This is a genomic window from Butyrivibrio sp. INlla14 (assembly GCF_900102515.1).
Classification (GTDB): domain Bacteria; phylum Bacillota; class Clostridia; order Lachnospirales; family Lachnospiraceae; genus Butyrivibrio.
Map to the genome: position 1 here is coordinate 13,067 of NZ_FMVS01000011.1, position 22,696 is coordinate 35,762.

At 39.7% G+C, this 22,696-nt stretch carries 17 protein-coding genes; 4 read left to right on the forward strand and 13 right to left on the reverse strand.

Annotated features, from left to right (window positions below):
* Positions 1 to 70: 70 nt before the first annotated feature.
* The 12 genes from glgB to BLO53_RS08730 all read right to left on the reverse strand — a co-directional run bounded on the left by glgB (position 71) and on the right by BLO53_RS08730 (position 17,013).
* Entirely contained in the window at positions 71 to 2,593 is a 2,523-nt protein-coding gene (gene glgB / locus BLO53_RS08675) for a 1,4-alpha-glucan branching protein GlgB (RefSeq protein WP_092060604.1), read from the reverse strand.
* 37 nt (positions 2,594 to 2,630) lie between these two features.
* Positions 2,631 to 3,881, reverse strand: a complete 1,251-nt coding sequence (locus BLO53_RS08680) for a DUF1015 domain-containing protein (RefSeq protein ID WP_092060606.1) — start codon at positions 3,879 to 3,881, stop codon at positions 2,631 to 2,633.
* A gap of 101 nt (positions 3,882 to 3,982) precedes the next feature.
* Positions 3,983 to 5,152, reverse strand: a complete 1,170-nt coding sequence (locus tag BLO53_RS08685; protein WP_092060608.1) for a phosphoglycerate dehydrogenase — start codon at positions 5,150 to 5,152, stop codon at positions 3,983 to 3,985.
* A gap of 42 nt (positions 5,153 to 5,194) precedes the next feature.
* Complete coding sequence (gene serC, locus BLO53_RS08690) at positions 5,195 to 6,274, reverse strand: 3-phosphoserine/phosphohydroxythreonine transaminase (RefSeq protein ID WP_026487696.1); 1,080 nt, start codon at positions 6,272 to 6,274, stop codon at positions 5,195 to 5,197.
* Positions 6,275 to 6,485: 211 nt separating this feature from the next.
* Complete coding sequence (locus BLO53_RS08695) at positions 6,486 to 8,009, reverse strand: L,D-transpeptidase (RefSeq protein WP_176757219.1); 1,524 nt, start codon at positions 8,007 to 8,009, stop codon at positions 6,486 to 6,488.
* A gap of 83 nt (positions 8,010 to 8,092) precedes the next feature.
* Positions 8,093 to 9,772 (reverse strand): biosynthetic-type acetolactate synthase large subunit, encoded by a 1,680-nt coding sequence (gene ilvB / locus BLO53_RS08700; protein ID WP_092060791.1) that lies wholly within the window; start codon positions 9,770 to 9,772, stop codon positions 8,093 to 8,095.
* Positions 9,773 to 9,820: 48 nt separating this feature from the next.
* Complete coding sequence (gene ilvD / locus BLO53_RS08705; protein WP_092060612.1) at positions 9,821 to 11,500, reverse strand: dihydroxy-acid dehydratase; 1,680 nt, start codon at positions 11,498 to 11,500, stop codon at positions 9,821 to 9,823.
* 16 nt (positions 11,501 to 11,516) lie between these two features.
* Positions 11,517 to 13,220: a glycosyltransferase family 39 protein gene (locus BLO53_RS08710; RefSeq protein ID WP_092060614.1), complete on the reverse strand. Its 1,704-nt coding sequence runs from the start codon at positions 13,218 to 13,220 to the stop codon at positions 11,517 to 11,519.
* A complete protein-coding gene (gene leuB, locus BLO53_RS08715; RefSeq protein WP_092060616.1) occupies positions 13,195 to 14,298 on the reverse strand; it encodes a 3-isopropylmalate dehydrogenase in 1,104 nt (367 codons plus the stop codon). Before leuB ends, BLO53_RS08710 begins: the two co-directional genes overlap by 26 nt.
* Positions 14,299 to 14,415: 117 nt before the next feature.
* The gene (yajC, locus tag BLO53_RS08720) at positions 14,416 to 14,736 is read right to left on the reverse strand and encodes a preprotein translocase subunit YajC (RefSeq protein WP_442855797.1); all 321 of its coding nucleotides are present in this window, start codon (positions 14,734 to 14,736) and stop codon (positions 14,416 to 14,418) included.
* A 122-nt stretch (positions 14,737 to 14,858) separates the two neighbouring features.
* A complete protein-coding gene (gene tgt / locus BLO53_RS08725) occupies positions 14,859 to 16,040 on the reverse strand; it encodes a tRNA guanosine(34) transglycosylase Tgt (protein ID WP_176757220.1) in 1,182 nt (393 codons plus the stop codon).
* 73 nt (positions 16,041 to 16,113) lie between these two features.
* The gene (locus tag BLO53_RS08730; RefSeq protein ID WP_176757221.1) at positions 16,114 to 17,013 is read right to left on the reverse strand and encodes a M15 family metallopeptidase; all 900 of its coding nucleotides are present in this window, start codon (positions 17,011 to 17,013) and stop codon (positions 16,114 to 16,116) included.
* A gap of 497 nt (positions 17,014 to 17,510) precedes the next feature.
* Between BLO53_RS08730 and aroC the strand changes: the two genes are divergently transcribed.
* Positions 17,511 to 18,614: a chorismate synthase gene (aroC, locus tag BLO53_RS08735; protein WP_092060622.1), complete on the forward strand. Its 1,104-nt coding sequence runs from the start codon at positions 17,511 to 17,513 to the stop codon at positions 18,612 to 18,614.
* A gap of 102 nt (positions 18,615 to 18,716) precedes the next feature.
* Here the strand turns inward: aroC and BLO53_RS08740 are convergent, their stop codons facing one another.
* Positions 18,717 to 19,781 carry a lactonase family protein gene (locus BLO53_RS08740; protein WP_092060624.1) on the reverse strand — a complete coding sequence of 355 codons (1,065 nt, stop codon included), beginning with the start codon at positions 19,779 to 19,781 and terminating at the stop codon, positions 18,717 to 18,719.
* 253 nt (positions 19,782 to 20,034) lie between these two features.
* Between BLO53_RS08740 and BLO53_RS08745 the strand changes: the two genes are divergently transcribed.
* The 3 genes from BLO53_RS08745 to BLO53_RS08755 are packed head-to-tail and all read left to right on the forward strand — an operon-like array spanning position 20,035 to position 22,692.
* Complete coding sequence (locus BLO53_RS08745) at positions 20,035 to 21,108, forward strand: ABC transporter ATP-binding protein (RefSeq protein WP_026487686.1); 1,074 nt, start codon at positions 20,035 to 20,037, stop codon at positions 21,106 to 21,108.
* Positions 21,109 to 21,130: 22 nt separating this feature from the next.
* Positions 21,131 to 21,919 (forward strand): ABC transporter permease, encoded by a 789-nt coding sequence (locus BLO53_RS08750; protein WP_092060794.1) that lies wholly within the window; start codon positions 21,131 to 21,133, stop codon positions 21,917 to 21,919.
* A complete protein-coding gene (locus tag BLO53_RS08755; RefSeq protein ID WP_026487684.1) occupies positions 21,916 to 22,692 on the forward strand; it encodes an ABC transporter permease in 777 nt (258 codons plus the stop codon). Before BLO53_RS08750 ends, BLO53_RS08755 begins: the two co-directional genes overlap by 4 nt.
* Positions 22,693 to 22,696: the final 4 nt, after the last annotated feature.

The window sequence follows — 22,696 nt, forward strand, 5'->3', positions numbered from 1 at the left end:
AAAACAATTTACAATGCAAAATTTTAGTGGCCACAAAAAATTATGGCCACTAAATATAGAATTTATAGAATTATTTATCTTTTTTCTTGGTCTGAGCTTTCTTGGTCTGAGCCTTTTTGGTTGCAGCTTTTTTTACAGGAGCCTTGGCTGTAGTAGCTTTTCTTGTAGTAACTGTACTCTTCTTTGATGCCTTTTTGCCATTCTCAAGGCCTTTAACAGCTTCATCAGTAACTATACTAAAGATTCTCTCTTCTTCGATTTTTTCATATTTTTCTTCGATAGCCTTTTCCTGCTGAGCAAGTTCTTTTTCATATTTGAGCTTAAGCTCCTCAAGAAGTCTTTGCTCTTCCTGAGACTGTCTTTCTTTTAATGCTGCAAGCGCCTCTTCTCTTTCCTTTTCTTTCTTTAATTCTTCTTCCTCCTTGATAGCGCGGATTTTCTTCTCCTGCTCTGTGTAAGGAGTATAGCTGAATATTGAAAGAGAAACCGGAGCAATCCTGACCTGTATGCAATAGCTTCTACCATCAATATCTTTTCTTCTGGCCTCTATTCTGCCAGAATTAAGAATGCCACTTCCGCCATAGGATATATCATCGCTATTAAAGATTTCACTATATCTTCCATCCTCAGGCACACCTATCTCAAAATCTCTTTCTACGCCTGCCATATTGGCAACTACCAAAAGAGTTTCCTTGTCATTACTGCTCTTTCTTGCAAAAGAAACCATACACTGGTCAGAAGCCATATCATTTATCCACTCAAAACCGCTATCTGAGCTATCAAGCTGATGAAGCGCATCATGACTATAATATAACTTATTAAGTTTGCTCAATAGATTCTCTACAAATACAGACTGGTCAACAGTCAGAGCATCCGGCTCCATATATAGATGCTTGCGGCCAGGATGAACCATCATATAGGAAAGTGCAAGCCTTAAATTAGCCATCTTTTGTGAGGAATCACCCGGCATCAGATAATACAGGCCTTCCATTCCCTTCTCAACATCTTCATGGGTGATTGCCAGCACAAATCTCTCAGTATAGCTATAGATTATGCTAAAGGTAAGTTCATCATGATGTCCGCCTCTAAAGAGTGGATCATTCTCCATATAAGAAAGAAAATCCCTTGTCCAGCCATTGTTCCATTTAAAATCAAAGCCAAGGCCACCTTCGTCCACGTCCTCAGTAAGCTGAGGCCAGCAGGCTGTCTCTTTGGTAATAGTTATAACGCCAGGATTATTTTTGTGAATTATCTGATTGAGCTGTTTTAAAAACTCGAGAGCCTCTAAGTTCTCATTACCGCCATAAATATTCGGGAGCCACTCTCCAGGTTTTCTGTCATAATCAAGATAAAGGATCCTTGAAATATCAGAAGTCCTGATGCCATCTACATGGAAATTCTCAATCCAGTAAAGGGCATTTGAAATAAGGAAATTGGTAACTTCTTTTCTTCCATAGTCAAATACAAGGTCCCCAGCCTTTGGAGATACACCAATCCTTGGATCTTCATACTCAAACAAAGCTCTTCCATCAAAATCGCTCAGTCCACAGGAAGACTTAGGGAAGAAGGTTGGAACCCAGTCAAGAACAACTCTGATTCCTGCATTATGACAGGCATTAACAAAGTTCATAAAATCATTAACATTGCCACTGTTGTCATCAAGAGCAAAGAAATTCATGACGTGGTAGAAATGTCCCGGAATATGCTTCATTATAGGCATAAGCTCAATTGTATTAAAGCCATGGTTCTGAACATATTCAAGAATATCCGCAGTGACAACCTCCATCGAATTCTTGTCACCATGTCTGCCGACAAAAGCTTCCAGAGATATTTCACAGATTGAAAGAGCGTCCTCATCAAGATCAAACTTCGTCCTCTCAGCAAGCCATTTCTCATCTGTCCAGCTGATCTGCTTAAGGTTCCTTATCACAGAAACCATACCATTTTCGCCCTTTGATTCAAAAGCAAAGGGATCTGGACGCTTATAGACAAGTCCACTTCTAGTCTTTATCTCGAACTGGTAACCATCAAGCTCTTTAGCCCCAGGAACAAATATTTCAAAAATGCCTATAGGATCAAGCCTGTGCATCTGACATACTCTTCCATCCCAGTTGTTAAAATCTCCAATTACACTTACTCTTGCTGCTGATGGTGCCCAAACTGCGAACTCAGTGCCATCTACGCCCCCTCTGGTCATAGGATGTGCTCCAAGCTTTTCATATATATGATAGTGAATGCCGCTGGCAAACTTGATAAAATCTTCTCTATCCATAAGTGGTCCAAAGGCATAAGGATCAACTTTTTCAGTCTCTATGCCTTCAGAATCCTTTATGATAAAGCGATACTTTATTTTTTCTACGTAAGGAATTATCACTGCAAAAAAGCCTGCTTCATCAGCAAGTTCCATCTCATATTCCTTTTTTGTATTTTCTACCCTGACCTTTATAGAATCAGCATCAGGATAAAAAGCCTGAATCAGGTAACTGTTTCCCACCTTATGAGCCCCTAGTATTCTGTGAGGGTTATCACCATCTGAGTAAATAATCTCCTCTATTTCGGGCCAGTTCATCATTTTATACAGTTTGTTGTTCACTGCATTCCCCTCCAAAATGAAAATTTTCAAACTTCTCTTATATGATACCACGTATTGTATGAATAAATAACCCACTAAGTAGCTTAGGTTCAAACCAGGTGGACTTAGGTGGCATCAACATTTTTTCATCTGCAACAGCAAATAATTCGCTTATAGACGTAGGATAAAGAGAAAAGGCAAGCTTCATATCCTCCCTGCACCTGTGCTCAAGCTCTTCTAGTCCTCTTATACCGCCCACAAAATCAATTCTCTTATCAGTTCTGGGATCTCCTATCCCAAGAATCGGAGAAAGGACCTCATTCTGCAAGACAGAAACGTCAAGTCCCTGGACAGGATCATTGTTTTTAATAATGTCTTTTGCATTTAACCTGTACCACTTTTCATCAATAAAAAGTCCAAATTCCCCTTTCTTTTTGGGTTTGACTTTATCCTCAGCCTCCTCAATATCAAACTTTTCTGATAATCTGCCCAAAAATTCATCTATAGAAAGACCGTTTAGATCCTTGATCACACGGTTATAATCCATGATCATAAGCTCATCATCAGGAAAAAGAACTGATAAAAAGTAATCTGACTGAAGCCTTCCCTTGACTTTTCCTTCAAGTTTTTTTCTTTTCATAAGGCCCACCTTAACTGCTGATGCGCAGCGGTGGTGACCATCTGCAATATAGATAGAATCTATATTCGTAAACACTCTACAGATTGTCTCTGTCTCCTCAAGGTCATCAATGATAAATATACGATTTCTGACCCCATCCTCAGATACGAAGTCGTATACTGGCTCATCTACCTCTTTTACCTTCTCTACAAGATCTGAAATAAGGCGATTTTTCCTATAGCACAAAAAGATTGGGCCTGTCTGTGCCTCGCAGGTATAAACATGGTTTATCCTGTCCTTTTCCTTGTCCTGCCTCGTGTTTTCATGCTTTTTTATTACATTATTCATATAATCATCGATAGAAGCGCAGGCAACAATTCCTGTCTGTGTCCTTCCATTCATGGTTTGTTCGTATATATAGTAGCAAGGCTTCTCATCCTGGATAAAAACCCCTTCCTGAATCTTTTCATCAAGCATCTGCCTTGCCTTGTCATATACTTCCTGAGCATACATATCCTGTTCTATTGGTAATTGTGTCTCCGGTCTATCGATAGCAAGAAAAGAATCTGGTTCTCTCTGCACCTTCTCATATGCTTCGCTCCTACTAAATACATCATAGGGAAGCGACGCCACTATTTGTGCCATCTCCTTACTTGGTCTGTATGCTTTAAAAGGTTTTATATCTGCCATATTTCCTCCAACAACTTTTACACTACAAATCTTACGTCTCTTACGAAATAAACGGGCGGGAAAAGTTTCCCACCCGCCTATTATAGCATAAACAGTATGTTTCAGACGTCTTTTCGAACGATTCTGACTCTGATGACGTCATCAATTTTTTCAATCTTACTTACTATTGCATCCTCTATCTCATCCTCAAGGTCTATAAGAGTATATGCATAGTCTCCTCTTGACTTGTTGGACATATCCTTGATGTTATATCCTGCATTTCCAAGGAAAGTAGTAAACTGACTGATCATATTTGCCACGTTTTTGTGGAATATAGCAAGACGAGGTCCCATGCATACTCCCATATCGCAGTTTGGAAGATTCACAGAATTATTGATATTTCCATTTTCAAGATAATCTTTGAGTTCCAATACAGCCTTAACTGCGCAATTATCCTCAGATTCCTCTGTACTTGCTCCAAGATGTGGAATTACAATACAGCCATCATGCCCTGCAGTAACAGGGTTTGGGAAATCCGTTACATATTTACGAATCTTACCTGAATTGATGCCTGCAAGAATATCAACCTCATTGCACAGTATGTCTCTCGCAAGATTTATGATGATAACGCCCTTTTTCATCTTGGCAATTGCATTTGCATCAATCATTCCTTTGGTGGAATCAAGCGCAGGCACGTGGATTGTGATGATATCGCATTTTGAATAGATGTCATCTACATTTGTTACGTGCTTGACATCAGAAGAAAGTCTCCATGCAGCATCGATTGAAAGGTATGGATCATAACCGTAAACTTCCATACCAAGCTGTCTAGCAGCGTTTGCAACTCTAACTCCTATAGCGCCAAGTCCAATGATACCAAGCTTCTTGCCAAAAATTTCTGTTCCGGCAAACTTCTTTTTGCTCTTCTCTGTAAGCTTGGCAATATCTGGGTCTCCGGCATTAGCCTTGACCCACTCAGTTCCACCGATGATGTCACGGCTTGCAATGAGCATTGCTGCAAGCACCATCTCTTTTACCCCGTTTGCATTTGCTCCAGGAGTGTTAAAAACTACAATTCCTCTCTTGGCACAGGCGTCCAGCGGAATATTGTTAACTCCAGCTCCTGCCCTTGCTATTGCAAGAAGCTTATCAGAAAAGTCCATCTCAAGCATATTTGCGCTTCTAACAAGGATTCCTTCAGCATCATCAACGTTGTCAACTGCTTCATACTGATCAGTGAAATTATTAAGACCAATCTTGGCGATTGGATTCATACATTTATATTTGTACATTTCTTTAACCCCCTTCTATCTTATCAATTTATCATTTTATTATTAGTTTTCTCTTTCAAACTTATCCATGAACTGAACAAGCTTCTCTACGCCTTCCTGCGGCATTGCATTGTAGATACTTGCTCTCATTCCGCCAACAGTTCTGTGACCCTTAAGACTAACAAAACCTGCCTTTGTAGCCTCTGCAATAAACTTAGCATTTAGTTCTTCAGAATCTGTAATGAATGGAACATTCATAAGTGATCTGTCCTCTTTTCTTACAGTTCCTTTGAACATCTTGCTCTGATCAAGATAATCATAGAGAATTTTGGCCTTAGCTTCATTTCTCTTCTTCATCTCTGACAGGCCACCTTGCTGTTTAAGCCACTTAAATACAAGTCCGCACATGTAAATACTCCAGCAGTTAGGAGTGTTGTACAAAGATCCGTTGTCAGCCTGAGTCTTCCACTTCAGCATTGTTGGTGTATAAGATGGAACATCATCTGTAATAAGGTCTTCTCTGATAATACTGATAACAAGGCCCGCAGGTCCAACGTTTTTCTGAACTCCGCCATATATAACGCCGTACTTAGTTACATCTACCGGTTCAGACAAAAAACATGATGATACATCAGAAACAAGGATATGTCCCTTTGTGTTTGGAAGGGTCTTGAATTTAGTTCCGTAAATTGTGTTATTCTCGCAGATATAGACATAATCTGCATCTTCTGGGATATCCAAATCAGAACAATCTGGAATATATGAAAAGGTCTTGTCTGCACTGGATGCAACCTCAATTGCCTCGCCGTACTTCTGAGCCTCCTGATATGCCTTCTTGGCCCACTGACCAGTGATTATATAAGCTGCCTTTTTATTCTTCATAAGATTCAGAGGAATAGCTGCAAACTGCTGACTTGCACCGCCTTGTAAAAAGAGAACCTTGTAATTATCAGGAATATTCATAAGTTCTCTAATGTCAGCTTCTGCTGTCTGAATTACGTTATCAAAAGTCTTAGATCTGTGGCTCATCTCGTTAATAGACATGCCGCATCCGTTGTAATCAAGCATTTCTGCTGCGGCCTGTTTCAATACTTCTTCTGGTAAAACTGCTGGTCCTGCTGAAAAATTGTAAACTCTAGACATTTCTAACTCCTCCTGTTATTACGTTTTATCGAATAAATACTTTTCTCGTTTAAATCGATAAATTTTCCTTTGAAACTACTTTAAAGTGCGAAAGTAAAAATGTCAAGAACGTTATTCAATAATTAATGTTATTAAATTTTTTATTCCAAAAAAATACCGAAATGGAAAGATTTTAAATCTTAACATTTCGGTATTTTTAAGCCTCTAAATATTAGTAATGAAGCATAACTGGAGTTCCTACTTCACAGACTTCCCACAGCTTTTCAACGCTTTCCAGCGGGCAATTTATACATCCGTGAGATCCATCTTTTTTGTATATTTCTTCTCCAAATTTTTTGCGCCAGGTTGCATCATGAATGCCAACTCCTTTATTAACTCCCAGCCAATAATTTACATAGGAAACATAATCTACCCCAACAAGATTTGTATGATAGCGTTTATTATAAACTTCAAAAAATCCTGTAGGTGTTCCTCTTCCCCTGTTAATATTTCCTGTAACAACAGGCATATCCATGGAAAGTTCTCCATTTACGTAATAATACAGATGCTGCTGTCCCATGTCTACTTCAATAAAGGTCTTTCCAAGCTTATCAGAAGCAAAGTCCCACTTAAGATTCTCTACTTTTGATAAATCTTTGTGGCTTTCCTTATCGTAAGAAGAGTCTGTAAATAGAGCTTTTAAATTCTCGAACTCTGCTTCGGCATCAATTAAAACGCCACCGCTTTTCTTGTTTTCGTTATATAAGATAACATCAGAGCCGCCATTTAGATAATTTTGTATTAAGAAAGAAGTATCATATTTATCCGAAAGACCCTCCGCATAGGATAAAAGCCTGTCAACAACAATGATAGGATCCCCATTATCATCCACCATAAAACCGTTATATTCAAAGATTCTTCCAGCAAGATAATCTCTACCACATAGCTCTCCATTAACAATATATATATCATCCGTTACATCATCAAATTCCTCTGCATCAAACTCTGCTGCTGTTAAAATAAAGCTACTGATATCCTTTTTTGATAGTTCAACCTTACTACCCTGAAAATCACGAGTATAAGACTTATTCTGAAGTTCTTTGATTTTTTCAAAAAACTGACCAGTCTGCTTCTCTTGTTCTGTTTCTGTGTATTTTACATAACAGCCTCCACCTACATAAGTCTTGGCTGTAGATAAATCTACCACCTTTGAAAGATTTAAAAGGCCATTGTAGGTAACGCCTTTTATTTCATCCATATTGGGCTTAATACAGCCCTTGGGTTCAAATTCATAACCATTTTCCCCAAGTGTAATCTTAGCACCACCATCATCTGTATCTTTTAATACATCCCAGTCATCAATGGCCTTATCTACTTTTGTCTCATCATACTTGCAAAAAGAAAGCTCTTTTACATGGGTTGGTCTAAATAGAAATTTCCCCCAATAGATTCCTCCCCTAGTTTTCTGAAGTCTCACTAAATTCTGCAAATACGAGTGCTCATAATCAATGTCTTCAGCCCTGATATATAGGCTCTCTCCAGATATATCCATCAGGATAATACCAGAATATTCATCCTGAGCTATGAGAATGTCATTGACTTCTTCCGGAGTTTTGCCTGTACAATAGACTCCATTTACCCATAAAAATGCAGGGAACACATCTTTATAGGCATAAGCCAGAAAAATGTACACCGCACAGGCAATTCCAATTATGAAAGGAACTATCAGCGCCCCAATCAGTCTTCTTTTTTTCATATCTCCCTTTTCCCCACTAAATAACTGCAGCATATTCTGGATAACGAATAATTCTGCTGCAGTTATTAGTATACTTCTTATAATTACTTTTTGCCAGTAAGGTCCTTTTCATCAAAAGCTTCGCTGATAGATGCTCCTGCTGGAACCATAGGAAATACCTTGTCATCCTCTTCAATGATGCAGTCAATAAGAACTGGCACTTTTGATTTTAACGCCTTTTTAAGTGCAGGCACAACCTCAGACTTCTTGGTTACACGGATTGCCAAACATCCAAGGCCTTCTGCCACTTTACAGTAGTCAACCTTATCTTTAAACACTGTCTGAGAATAATGCTGCTCGTAAAAAAGTGTCTGCCACTGTCTTACCATACCAAGAACACTGTTGTTGATCACAATCTCTATGATAGGAAGGTTATATCTTGAGGCTGTTGCAAGCTCGTTCATATTCATTCTAAAGCAGCCATCTCCGGCAATATTGATAACCTGTTTGTCCGGGTTACCAACCTTGGCCCCAATACAGGCACCAAGTCCGTATCCCATTGTACCAAGGCCGCCAGAAGTAAGAAATGTTCTAGGGTTCCTAAATTTGTAGTACTGTGCAGCCCACATCTGATGCTGTCCTACATCTGTAGTTATTATCGCATCATCCTCGGTCAGTTTATCAAGTTCCTCCACGATATATGGACATGTAAGCTTACCATCATCGTAGGAGAGAGGGAATTTCTTTTTATAATCAGAAATCTTTTTTAGCCAATCCTCGTGTTCTTGTTTCTCGAGTTTAGCATTTATGGCGCTTAGTACCAGTTTTAAATCTCCAACAATTGCGTAGTTAACACGTATATTTTTGTTAATCTCAGCCGCATCAACATCAATCTGAAGGATCTTGGCCTTAGAAGCAAAGGTCTTGGCGTTTCCTGTAACTCTGTCTGAGAATCTTGCTCCAAGGGTTAGAAGAAGGTCGCACTCGCTAACGCCAAAGTTAGATGCCTTTGTTCCATGCATACCAATCATGCCTGTATAAAGCTTATTAGTACCGTCAAAAGCACCCTTTCCCATAAGTGTGTCACAAACAGGCGCCTCTACTAGTTCAGCAAATTTCCTAAGTTCATCTGAAGCTCCAGATATAACGGCTCCTCCGCCAACATAGATAAATGGCCTCTTAGAGGCTTTGATCATCTTTATAGCAGTATTTATGTCATCGCTCTTAAAGGTCTTTACAGGCTCTTCCTCTGCGATCACAACTGGTCTGAAGTCGCAGCTCTTTGCTGTGACATCCTTGGTTATGTCAACGATAACAGGTCCTGGCCTTCCGGATTTAGCAATCTTAAAGGCCTTGCGAATAGTATCTGCCAGCTCCTTGATATCTTTAACAATATAGCCATGCTTGGTTATAGGCATTGTAATTCCAGCAATATCTACCTCCTGGAAAGAGTCCTTGCCAAGAAGGGGAAGATTAACATTGCAGGTAATTGCAACAATAGGAACTGAATCCATATAAGCTGTGGCTATTCCTGTCACAAGGTTGGTTGAGCCCGGTCCACTTGTAGCAAAGCATACTCCAACCTTGCCTGTAGATCTGGCATAGCCGTCTGCCGCATGAGCAGCTCCCTGTTCATGACTCGTCAGAATATGGAGAAAATCATCTCCCTGCTTATAAAGCTCATCATAAATATTTAAAATAGTTCCTCCAGGGTAACCAAAAATTGTATCTACACCCTGTTCTTTCAAACATTCAAGAACTATCTGAGATCCTGTCAACTGCATTTTCATATACTCCTCTTATAAAAAATTCACATCTAGCTTGCCAGTTTATTACTTCCTTCCAGGTATTTCAAGAATAGCTCCGCGATTACCACTTGTAACAAGTTCGCGGTATCTTGCAAGATAACCATCCTTAACCTTAGGCTCACGTGGCTGCCATTTTTCTTTCCTCTTTAAAAGTTCTTCATCAGAAACCTTAACGTTAAGAGAATTGTTAGGAATATCAATGCTTATGATATCTCCTTCCTCAATAAGAGCAATTGGTCCGCCAACAGCAGCTTCTGGAGATACATGTCCTATAGAAGCGCCTCTGCTTGCTCCCGAGAAACGGCCATCTGTAATAAGGGCAACAGTTGAACCAAGTCCCATACCTGCTATAGCAGATGTAGGATTGAGCATTTCTCTCATTCCAGGGCCACCCTTAGGTCCCTCATATCTGATAACTACAACATCCCCAGCATTTATCTTGCCGCCAAGTATAGCTGCAATAGCATCCTCTTCGCAATCGAATACTCTTGCAGGTCCTTCATGTGTCATCATTTCAGGTGCAACGGCACTCTTTTTAACTATTCCTGTATCTGGAGCAATATTTCCCTTGAGCACGGCAATTCCGCCTGTCTGCATATATGGGTTTTCAATAGGCCTGATAACCTCAGGATTAAGGTTATGTACACCTTCAAGATTTTCCTTGATAGTCTTACCTGTTACAGTTAAAAGATCTGTATTGAGCAGGTTCTTTTTAACAAGCTCAGACATAACAGCCAGTACGCCACCAGCCTCGTTGAGGTCTTCCATGTAGGTTGGACCTGCAGGAGCAAGGTGACAAAGGTTCGGAGTCTTAGCAGATACTTCGTTAGCAATTTCCATATTAAGCTCAACGCCTGCCTCATGTGCAATAGCGGGAAGATGAAGCATAGTATTTGTTGAGCATCCAAGAGCCATATCCATTGCAAGAGCATTCATAAATGCCTCTTTAGTCATGATATCTCTTGGCCTTATATTCTTTTCTACAAGATTCATTACGGCATAACCTGCCTTCTTGGCAAGTCTGATACGGGCTGAATATACAGCAGGGATAGTTCCATTTCCAGGAAGTCCCATGCCTATTGTCTCTGTAAGGCAGTTCATGGAATTTGCTGTATACATACCTGAACATGAACCGCAGGTAGGGCAAGCCTTTTCCTCATATTCACAGAGTTTCTCAGATGTAATCTTGCCGGCAGTAGCACTTCCAACAGCCTCAAATACAGATGAAAGAGATGTCTTATGTCCGTCAACTCTTCCAGCCATCATAGGGCCACCTGATACAAAAACTGTAGGGATGTTAACTCTGGCAGCTGCCATCAAAAGTCCAGGAACGTTCTTGTCACAGTTTGGAATGCAGACCATGCCATCAAAAGCATGCGCCTTGGCAAGACATTCAGTACTATCCGCAATAAGATCTCTGGTAACAAGGGAATACTTCATTCCAACGTGTCCCATAGCAATTCCGTCGCATACTGCTATGGCAGGAACAACCACAGGCATTCCGCCAGTTTCCGCTACTGCAAGCTTAACAGCATCTGTGATCTTATCAAGATTCATATGTCCTGGAATAATCTCATTATATGAACTCACAATACCAATAAGTGGTTTTCTTCTCTCTTCTTCAGTAAATCCAAGAGCGTTAAATAAGCTCCTGTGAGGTGCCTGTTGAATGCCTTCAAAAACTCGTTCACTGTTCCTTCCCATAACTCAAATCTCCTTTTTACTTAGTATATAAAATAATAGAATCATTTTCATATTGAATGTGCATAGTACTAAGATATTCCCAGTCTATAGTCTCATAGGTCTGATAAAATCTTGAAAGGTACTGGCCGCTATAGCCCTCTTCCATCATGTTCCTGTCAAGAATCACAACATCAGCCCCTGTCACATCTCTTTTATCACATTCCAGATCAAAGCCAAATTTAAGAAGATACTCCTGGTCTTCGTCAAGAACGCAAGGCGTCTTTTTAGCTGAAATGTTTGCAATATACATAGTGTTAAAAATATCATTTTCCCTAATGCCAACTTGAGAATTAAAGGTACTTCCAAAAAGTCTCGCAATAAAAAGCAGCATTATGACGACAACAGGAGTATATACTCCAAGCCCATCATACCACTTGCCTGTCCTGGTGACATTTTCTGTCTCATTGTGTTTCTCAGAGTGTTTGACAAATAGGCCTTTTCCACTTACGGCTCTGTTATAAAATCTTATTGTGACATTAATCAGTTTCTCAAAGCAGGATATAACACAAAGCGTCATAAAAAAAGAGCCATATCCAAAGCCACGTAGTGATGGCAAATTGTGAGTCGCTATTAGCACAAGGACCACGAAAAAGATATTGATAATGGCCATAAGATTAACTACAGTCCTGCTATATTCAAAATGCCTTATGCACTCAGCGATCATTATAGCTACGCCACTTACCAAAAATATCAATAAGACTACCCAGAATCCAGGCAACATATAGTTTAAAAGATCAACTATCCAGGATAGAAACTGTTCTTTAAAAAGATCTACCCTGCCGTAGTCCTGTTGTCTTTGCATATACATAAAACTCATACCAGTTCCGAGCGCCTTAATGGGATTTCTAAGAAGCACCAGACCATCTGATGTTTCATAAAAAGCTGACCTGCTGTCCCCTACAAGCCTCTTAGCGCCAACCATAAACCATATGATCGTATATAGGATAAGAGTTCCAAAAAAGCTTACACCAATAGCTGTAATAACACTGTTTAACTTTTTAAAATAAATGTTCTCAGCATCACTTTCAAAAAACTTCCTGCTTCTGAAACCATTAATAAAAAGAAATACTACAGTAGTCAGACAAACAGGAACCGCCCAATAAATGCTGCTTGGGGTCGTGTAAACTCCGTATATGATGCAAATGATAAAAGTAATATACCTGTAATTTCTAGCCTCAACAGCTCTGCACATATCAGTTGCAGCATACACAGCAAGCAAAAAGCAAAACGTAGCAAGGGTATATCCTCTCCCCTGAATGCTATATTCATTTACTACCTGCATAGAGGCATAAAGAACAACTGCCGCAAAGGGAAGGGCATGGGCAAAGAATTTCTTGCATATCCTGTACACCAGTATAAGATTGCTGACAGCGCATATATAGGATATTCCTCTAAGACCTATGTAGTTGTTACCAAAATAATTCATGACAGAGGCAAGAACCGAATAGCCAATATGATTATTGGGTGATGGCCAGTTCAGGGCAGAATATAAAGGCCCATTACTAATGAAATGATAAAAAGTCACAAGTTCCTCATGCTGAGGTGTTATGACAAACATCCTCCACATGTAGTAGGCAGCCATACCAATAACAAATAGTGTTGTGGCCATTGTCTCTGGTTCATGAGGCAAAACATCATATATTTTCTTTTCAGTTTTAGCAATTAGTAATTCTCTCTGCAATTAAATCTCCCATCTCAGTACAGGAAGTTTTTGTAAATCTATCTTCCTGCCCCTTAGGCATGATGTCAACTGTTCTGAAACCATCCTCTAAAACTTTTTTAACAGCTTTTTCAATAGAATCTGCTTCTTTATCAAGATTAAATGTATACCGAAGCATCATAGCTGCAGAAAGGATTGTAGCTATCGGATTAGCAATATTCATTCCTGCAATATCAGGAGCACTTCCATGGCTCGGCTCATAAAGGCCAAAACTCGTGTCGTTCAAAGAAGCGCTGGACAACATACCAATTGACCCTGTTATCATACTAGCTTCATCTGATAAAATATCACCAAACATATTTTCAGTAAGGACCACATCAAACTGGGAAGGATCCTTAACAAGCTGCATAGCGCAGTTATCAACCAGCATATGTTCAAGTCTTACATCAGGATAATCCTGCGCAACTTCCTCTACAACTTTTCTCCAAAGTCTTGAAGAATCAAGAACATTGGCTTTATCAACACTAGTTACGCTTTTTCTGCGCTTTCTGGCAACATCAAAGGCTCTTATAGCAATACGTCTTATCTCAGATTCCCTGTAAACAAGAGTATCAGTCGCAACCAGCTCTCCATCTACTTCTTTTGTATTTCTCTCGCCAAAATATAGACCACCAGTAAGCTCTCTCATGATCAGCATGTCAAAGCCCTTTTCACCTGTAGCCTCTTTTAATGGGCAGGCATCCTTGAGCTCTGGATAAAGATAAGCTGGTCTGAGATTAGCAAAAAGATTAAGGGATTTACGAAGCTTTAAAAGTCCTGCCTCTGGTCTAAGCGAGGGATCAAGCTTATACCAGGGAGAAGTAGATGTATTTCCTCCAATAGAGCCCATAAGTACAGCATCTGCTGCTCTGCAGATCTCAATCGTCTCATCTGTAAGCGGAACGCCCACAGCATCTATGGAGCATCCCCCCATAAGTACATCAGTGAATTCTATTTCATGTTCAAAAACCATTGAAACCTTTTTAAGAACCTTCTTGGCCTCTGTAACGATTTCAGGTCCGATTCCATCCCCCGGAATACAAGTCACTTTCATTTTCATGTCTTACTCCTCCTGATATTTTTACACGTCATTATTTTAACGCGTGACAGTGCTATGTTAAATAAAAACCTGATTGGCCGTAGCGCGTGCCAATCAGGCTAAAATTAAGCATAACAATTATTTCTTCTTGGATTCCTTCTTAGAATCCTTGTCAGAAGACTCTGTTGCTATAGCATCCTCAGGCTTCTCAACCTCAACAATGGCTTCCTTGTACATAGGAATACGGCAGTTCTTGTTGTTGCCAAACTCAACAATTACCATGTCATCAGTGATATCAAGAATAACACCAACGAAACCACCAGTTGTTCTAACACTATCACCTACTGCAAGTGAAGCAAGTGTCTGTGCCTTCTGTTTCTGTTCCTTCCTCTGTGGACGGATCATAACAAAATATAAAAATCCGAATAAAACAGCATAAATTGCAACGATTACAAGCATGTTACCCTGTGCAGCAGAATCTGCAGTCAATAATAATCCCATAAAAATCCTCCAAAAAAACTTTATAAAATAAAATACTAGTCAATATTACTAAAATCTAAATGGAAATTCAAGTATAAGCTTTAACCCTTTCTCCAGTTCTTGTCAATATTGGCATATTCCTTGTTCTGCAAGCTGTCAAACTCCTGCATTCCGGCAAGCTTATTTCTCTTGTACTCCTGGAATCTGCCATTATCTATAGCATCACGGATTTCTTCCATCATGTGATTATAGAAATAGAGATTATGAAGTACGCATAAGCGAAGCCCCAGCATTTCTCCAGATTTAAGAAGATGACGGATATAGGCCTTACTATAGCGCCTGCAGGCAGGACACTGGCATCCCTCTTCGATAGGTGTTTCATCAAGCTCGTACCTGGCATTCAAAAGATTGATGTGCCCTCTGTTAGTATAAAGATGGCCATGTCTTCCGTTTCTGCTAGGATACACGCAATCAAAGAAATCAACGCCTCTTTCAACAGCCTCCAAAATGTTTGCCGGAGTTCCTACACCCATAAGATATGTGGGTTTCTCAATAGGCAGGTAAGGAACTACTGTCTCAAGGACATGATACATTTCTTCATGAGTCTCACCTACAGCAAGACCACCAACAGCATACCCATCAAGATCCATATCACTGATCCTCTTGGCATGTTCTATTCTGATATCATCAAATATAGCCCCCTGATTGATTCCAAAAAGAAGCTGATTCCTGTTAACTGTATATTCCAGGCCATTAAGCCTATCCATTTCTCTCTTACATCTCTCAAGCCATCTTGTTGTTCTGTCTACTGACATCTGAACATACTCATGCTCTGCCTTGGCAGATGGGCACTCATCAAATGCCATTGCAATTGTCGAGCCAAGGTGTGACTGAATACGCATACTCTCTTCAGGTCCCATAAACAGCTTGTGACCATCGATATGTGAATGGAAATAAACGCCTTCCTCTTTTATTCGTCTGGTCTTGGCAAGAGAAAAGACCTGGAATCCGCCGGAATCTGTAAGAATAGGCTTATTGCATGACATGAACTTGTGCAGTCCACCCATTCGATAGACAACGTCGTCTCCTGGTCTTAAATGCAAATGATAAGTATTAGAAAGAACGACCTGAGTTCCGATTCTCTCCAGGTCTTCTGTAGATACACCACCCTTAATTGCTGCAACAGTTGCCACGTTCATAAAAACCGGTGTCTGAATTGTTCCATGAACTGTCTGAAACTCAGCTCTTTTGGCACTGCCATCTCTTTTTAAAACTTTGTACATAAATATATATAACCTCTGGTCAAAAGAATTGCCCCCAAAGACCTTTCATACTCATTTCAAATGATCAAAAAGATCACTCCACATAAGTGTTCCAGAACTCCTCAAGGCACATATCATTTTGAGCCATAATCGTCGCTGCGTCAACACCCACATATCTAAAGTGCCATGGTTCAAACTCAATGCTGGTGATTTCCTCTTTTCCAGCTGGATATCTTAAAATAAAGCCATATTTGTAGCTGTTTTCTTTGAGCCATTTTCCAGCTGCTGTATTTCCAAAGCCCTCATCAAGGCTGGAATATCCATCTGTGATAATATCAATTGCAAGCCCTACCTGATGTTCAGATGAACCTGGAACTGTTACTGCCTGAGAAGCAAGATTATAGGCATCCATATATGACATACCGGCTTCCATATACCTATCAATCTTATTATTAAAGAGCATAGTCTGCCTGTCTCTGTCACGATAAGGTGAGCAGATTATGAGTGAAACACCATCCTGCCTTGCAGCCTTCATCATATCAAGAAGAGGCTGGATGATTCTCTCATCGCATCTCATACTGCCGCTTATTGTGCCCAACGGAAAACTGTAGTCTTCAGGAAATGGATGCTGTTTATTTACAAGCATTATCTTCCAGTCATCTCTTGAAAAGGTGACCTTAGCTTCATCTGCAAGTGGTACATTACTGTTTTCTATCTCCAGAGTTTTTTCATTTTCAGTTGTGTTTTCGTTCTCGGCAACAGCTTCAAGCATATCATCCAGTGATACCTGATTATCAGTGTTTAGATGATCCGCTTCTGAAACATCAGGATTAATAGCATCTAATGCTTCATCCAAAACCTGGGTATCCAGATCGCGCTGCTGTGCAAGTTCAGCGTCAGACTCAGCAATTTCTTCCTGCGAAATCACGCTGCTATCGTAAGAGCTATCTTCCTCAAGAGAAATGTCAGATTCAAAACTGATGTTAAGTGACATGGCCGGATATGAAAAACTACTACTGGAAACAAAGAACAATAGGATGCAAGCTAGACAAGTAAATCTTTTGATATTCCTGTAGAAATAAAATAAGAAGTTGTAAATAAAAATTGCAGCAAAAGCGTAAGTCAAACCAAGAAGCGAAAGATGTTTGTGCTTTCTATTAAACTTCCCTACCCGAGAAATTATTTTTTCTTTATAACTGTATTTCTTCTGTAAATGACTGGCATTCATATCAGAAATCCCCTCTATTTCAGATATTTTGCACATTTATGGAACTACAATATAGATTATATAACTATTTCACAGAAAATTCACTATTTTTTTCAATGATACAACTGCCTCTATTCTAAAAATTGGATAAAAACACATCGTATCCAATCAAGTAACATATATGCTACAATGTTCACATGGTATAGTAAAGGTCAGATACATCTGTCTATTACTGTTAATACAGTTTACGATAATAATATATTTCACAAAAGAAGGTGCTTCATATGTCAGGTTCTATCATAGGAAAAAACATACAGTTCTCAACCTGGGGCGAATCTCATGGAAAGGCTCTGGGCGTAGTTGTTGATGGCTTTCCAGCAGGAATGGAGCTTAATGAAGAAGATATCCAAAAGTTCCTGGACCGGAGAAAGCCTGGAACTTCTGCAGCAACCACTTCCCGCAAGGAAGACGATCTTGTTGAGATCTTATCTGGCGTATTTATGGGAAAAACAACAGGTACTCCTATTTCCCTTATGGTCAGAAATACCTCCCAAAGGTCATCAGATTATAGCGAGATTGCACAATACTACAGGCCAGGTCATGCCGATTACGGTTTCGATCAAAAATATGGATTCAGGGACTATACAGGTGGTGGAAGGTCCTCCGGCCGTGAAACTATAGGACGTGTTGCTGCCGGTGCCATATGCTCCAAACTTCTGTCTCAGATGGGTATTGAAGTCTGTGCCTACACAAAGTCAATTGGAAGCGTCACAGCAGACATGGATAAGTTCGATAAATCAGCCATTTTAATAACTCCAACAGCCATGCCAGATATAGACGCTGATAAAAGAGCTATGGAGCTCATTGCCAAAGCCCGAAACATGCAGGATTCTCTTGGCGGAATAATTGAATGTCAGATAACAGGACTTCCTTCCGGAATTGGAGAACCTGTTTTTGATAAGCTTGATGCACTCCTTGCAAGAGCTGTCATGAGCATCGGCGCAGTAAAGGCTATCGAGATTGGCGATGGCACTAAGGTTTCAACCTACATTGGTTCAGAAAATAATGATGCTTTTGCTGTTTCTGAAGAAGGAAAAGTTGTCAAAAAGACAAATCATTCAGGTGGGATTTTAGGCGGGATATCTGATGGAAGTACTATCATTATCAGAGCTTATGTAAAGCCCACTCCCAGCATAGCCCGCACTCAGCAGACAATAAATAAGCAAGGAGAGAATATAGAAATTAACATAAAGGGCCGTCATGACCCGGTTGTTGTTCCAAGAGCCGTAGTTGTTGTAGAGACCATGTGCGCTCATACAGTCCTTGATCTTATGATTTCAAACATGGCTTCCAAGGCCGACAACCTGATAAACTTCTACAAGAAATAAAAAATAAGCCCAGGCTTTTGCGTGTCAGCAAAAACCCGGGCTTTTTCTTAATAAATTAGCATTTACGTATTACTATGATTTATCAAACCTTGAATTCTCAGCTTACTGATCAAGTTTGTGGAATACAATGCAGTTAGGTCTTGAGATAGCCATCTCAGGTCCGTTCATTACAAGTGTGCCCTTATCCATATCAACAGTAAAGAATGTCATTGTGTCTGACTCATGGTTAAGAGATACAAGATGCTTGTTATCTGGGAAAAGAGCTGCATCCTTGGGATACTCTCCTGCAACAGGAAGACATATCTTCTCAGTTAAAAGACCTGTCTCTTTATCAACCTTATATACAAGAACGTTATTCTCTCCAGCTGTGGAGCTGACAAGATAGTTATAATCCTCAGAAAATGTAAGCGCTGAGCTTGCAACACCAATTGAATCGGATTCCTCAGAGTTACTTACAGACTGGATCTTGTTAAACTCAGGATCTCCATCATTGTCTACATATTCGTAAACTTCAATTCCGCACTTCTGTTCAAGACATACATAAAGGAATCTTCCATCCTTGGAGAACTGCATGTGTCTTGGTGATGACTCCTGATCACAATGGATAACATCAGCATCCTTGATCTTGCCAGTCTCATAATCAAGAGAATATACATTAACCCTGTCCATTCCAAGATCTGCAGCAAGAAGATATTTATTGTCCTTGGAAACCTTGATGCACTGTACATGAGGCACGTGATTACGGCCAGCAGCCGTTCCAAGTCCCTTGTGATATCTCTCATCTGTGATTTCACCAATGCTGCCATCTTCATTAAGTCTAAGGATAGTAACCTTACCATCATGATATCCAGCAGTTACAAGAAATCTGTCCTGCTGGTCCATATTTACATAGCAGCCTCTCATACCATTAATAGAAGCTTCATTTAAAAACTCAAGGCTTCCGTCTGGCAGTATGTGATATGACTCAACACCTGCATCAGTTATAGAATATAAAGTCTTGTTATCATGGGAAATGTTTATATAAGAAGAATTGGTGATCTCAACCTTCTGCTTCTCAGAAAGTCTCCCGTTCTTAAGATCTACATCATAGATTCTGATTCCATATTTGGTTCCAAGCCCTGATGTATAGCTTGAAACATAAGCAACATATTTATCTTTAGCAGCCATTGTAGCCTTCCTCCTAGAACTAACCTATATCACTCACATTTTATCACACCATGTGCAAACTTTAAATATATTAAATTAACACAATGCGAATATTTGCTGTAAAATAGATATTGTAAAGCTTTTTTTCGTCTATTTATATGCGCAATAAAAACATTCACAAAATTGAATAAAAATGCATTGACAGTGTATAATTTCCAATTAAAATTAAATAGATTGTTATAAATATAAATTTTCAAGTAGGGAGTATCGCATAATGAGCAAAGACCTGATAACGCTAGAGCATATCTCTAAATCTTATGACGGACAGATGATCTTAGATGACCTTAGCCTGTCTATATATGAAAATTCCTTTGTTACCCTTTTAGGCCCCAGTGGATGTGGCAAGACTACAACACTTAGGATCATTGGCGGTTTTGAAAAGCCTGATCAGGGACGTGTTATTTTTGATGGAAAAGATATAACTGATCTATCTCCAAATAAAAGGCAGCTCAATACTGTTTTTCAGAAGTATGCTCTTTTTACACATATGACGATTGCCGACAATATCGCCTTTGGTCTTAAGATTAAGAATAAATCTGACAGCTACATAAAAGATAAGATTAAATACGCATTAAAACTTGTAAACCTCGAAGGCTTTGAGAATCGTATGCCTGAATCATTATCTGGTGGCCAGCAGCAGAGAATTGCCATTGCAAGAGCTATAGTTAATGAGCCAAAAGTTCTTTTGCTGGATGAGCCCCTTGGCGCCCTTGACCTTAAAATGCGTCAGGACATGCAGTACGAGCTTAAAAGGCTCAAGGAAGAACTTGGCATTACCTTTATATATGTAACTCACGATCAGGAAGAAGCCCTTACTATGTCTGATCATATCGTTGTCATGAATCAGGGCTATATCCAGCAGGAAGGCTCTCCTGAAAAAATTTACAACGAACCTGAAAACGCCTTTGTTGCTGACTTTATCGGAGACAGCAATATAATCAGGGCTACAATGGTCAGAGATGAGCTAGTAGACATACTTGGGGCTAAATTTGCCTGCGTGGATACGGGCTTTGGTGAGAATAAGCCTGTTGACGTAGTAATAAGGCCAGAGGACGTTGAGCTCGTATCTCCTGAAGAAGGAACTATTTCAGGTGTAGTTACAGACCTTACATTTAAGGGTGTTCACTACGAAATGGATGTACAGGCAGGCGGCTACGAATGGCTAGTCCACTCAACAAAAATGTCAGAAGTTGGCAAAGAAGTCGGAATCAAGGTTGATCCTTACAACATTCAGATAATGAACGTTCCAGCTTCTGAAGACGAGGAGGCAATCAGTGAAACTATTTAAAGATAATAGGAATGCTCATGTTATGGCCTCTCCCTATATGGCCTGGGCATTTATCTTCATAGTAGTTCCCCTGTGCATGGTCATCTACTATGGACTTACAAATGCCGATGGAGCATTTACCTTCGATAATATTACTACAATACTAAAGCCTGGATATTTAAAGGCTTTAAAAAGATCTGTAATACTTGCAATCATCAGTACATTGGTATGTTTTTTACTAGCATACCCTCTTGGCATGATCCTAGCTTCCATGAAGCTTAGAAAAAATGCCTACATTATTACTCTTTTCATTCTTCCAATGTGGATGAACTTCCTCTTAAGGACTCTTACCTGGATGACACTTTTAGAGGGAAAAGGTGTTATAAATACTATTTTAGAGTTTTTGCACCTTCCAACGCTGAATATCATAAATACCTCCGGTGCAATCGTACTTGGTATGGTCTATAACTTCCTGCCATTTATGATCCTGCCTATTTATAATGCCCTTAATAGGATTGACGAAAATGTTATAAACGCCGCAAGAGACCTTGGAGCAGATTCTTTCCAGACCTTCTGCCGTATAACACTGCCTCTCTCAATGCCTGGTATCTTAAGCGGCATTACCATGGTCTTTATTCCAGCACTTACTACCTTTGCTATTTCAACAATGCTGGGTGGATCCAAAATACTGCTTATTGGTAACATTATCGAGCAGGAATTTACACAGCTCTATGACTGGCATCTTGGAAGCGGCCTTTCAATAGTTCTTATGGTATTCATCCTGCTCAACATGATAATTGAGAATTTATCAGATAATGGAGGTAACTCATGAAAAAAGCAATAGAAAAAATCTACCTTACCATTATCCTTATATTCATGTACGCTCCTATCCTTACTCTTATCGTACTTAGCTTTAATTCCAGTAAATCAAGAGCAAAATGGGGTGGCTTCACCTTGGAATGGTATATAAATCTTCTTTCCGACGAGGCCGTAGCAAGTGCACTTTTTAATACCCTTACGATTGCTATACTTGCTACTATTTTTTCAACCATAATTGGAACAATTACTTGTGTAGCAATGATTGGCCTTCCTGGAAAGCTTCGTTCCGTTATTATGGGAATCACCAATATACCTATGATAAACGCAGATATCGTAACAGGTATCTCACTTATGCTATTGTTTAGGTTTCTACATATTGGCGCAGGCTTTACCACTATACTTCTGGCTCATATTACCTTTAATATTCCATTTGTGATGCTAAGCGTTATGCCAAGAGTCAAGAACATCAATTTCTATGTGTACGAAGCAGCTCTAGATTTGGGAGCATCCAGAACCTATGCATTTTTTAAGACCATCCTTCCTGATATTGTTCCAGGAATCATATCAGGAGCTCTTATGGCCTTTACTATGTCCCTTGATGACTTTATCATTACTTATTTCACCAAGGGCTCTGGCTTCGAAACCCTCTCTACTCTCATCTACAACGAAGTAAAAAGAGGAATTCAGCCAGAAATCTACGCTCTGTCAGCCCTTATATTTATTGTGGTACTAACACTCCTTCTTATCGTCTACAGAGCGCCACAGTCTAAAACCAAGGAGAATTAACAAA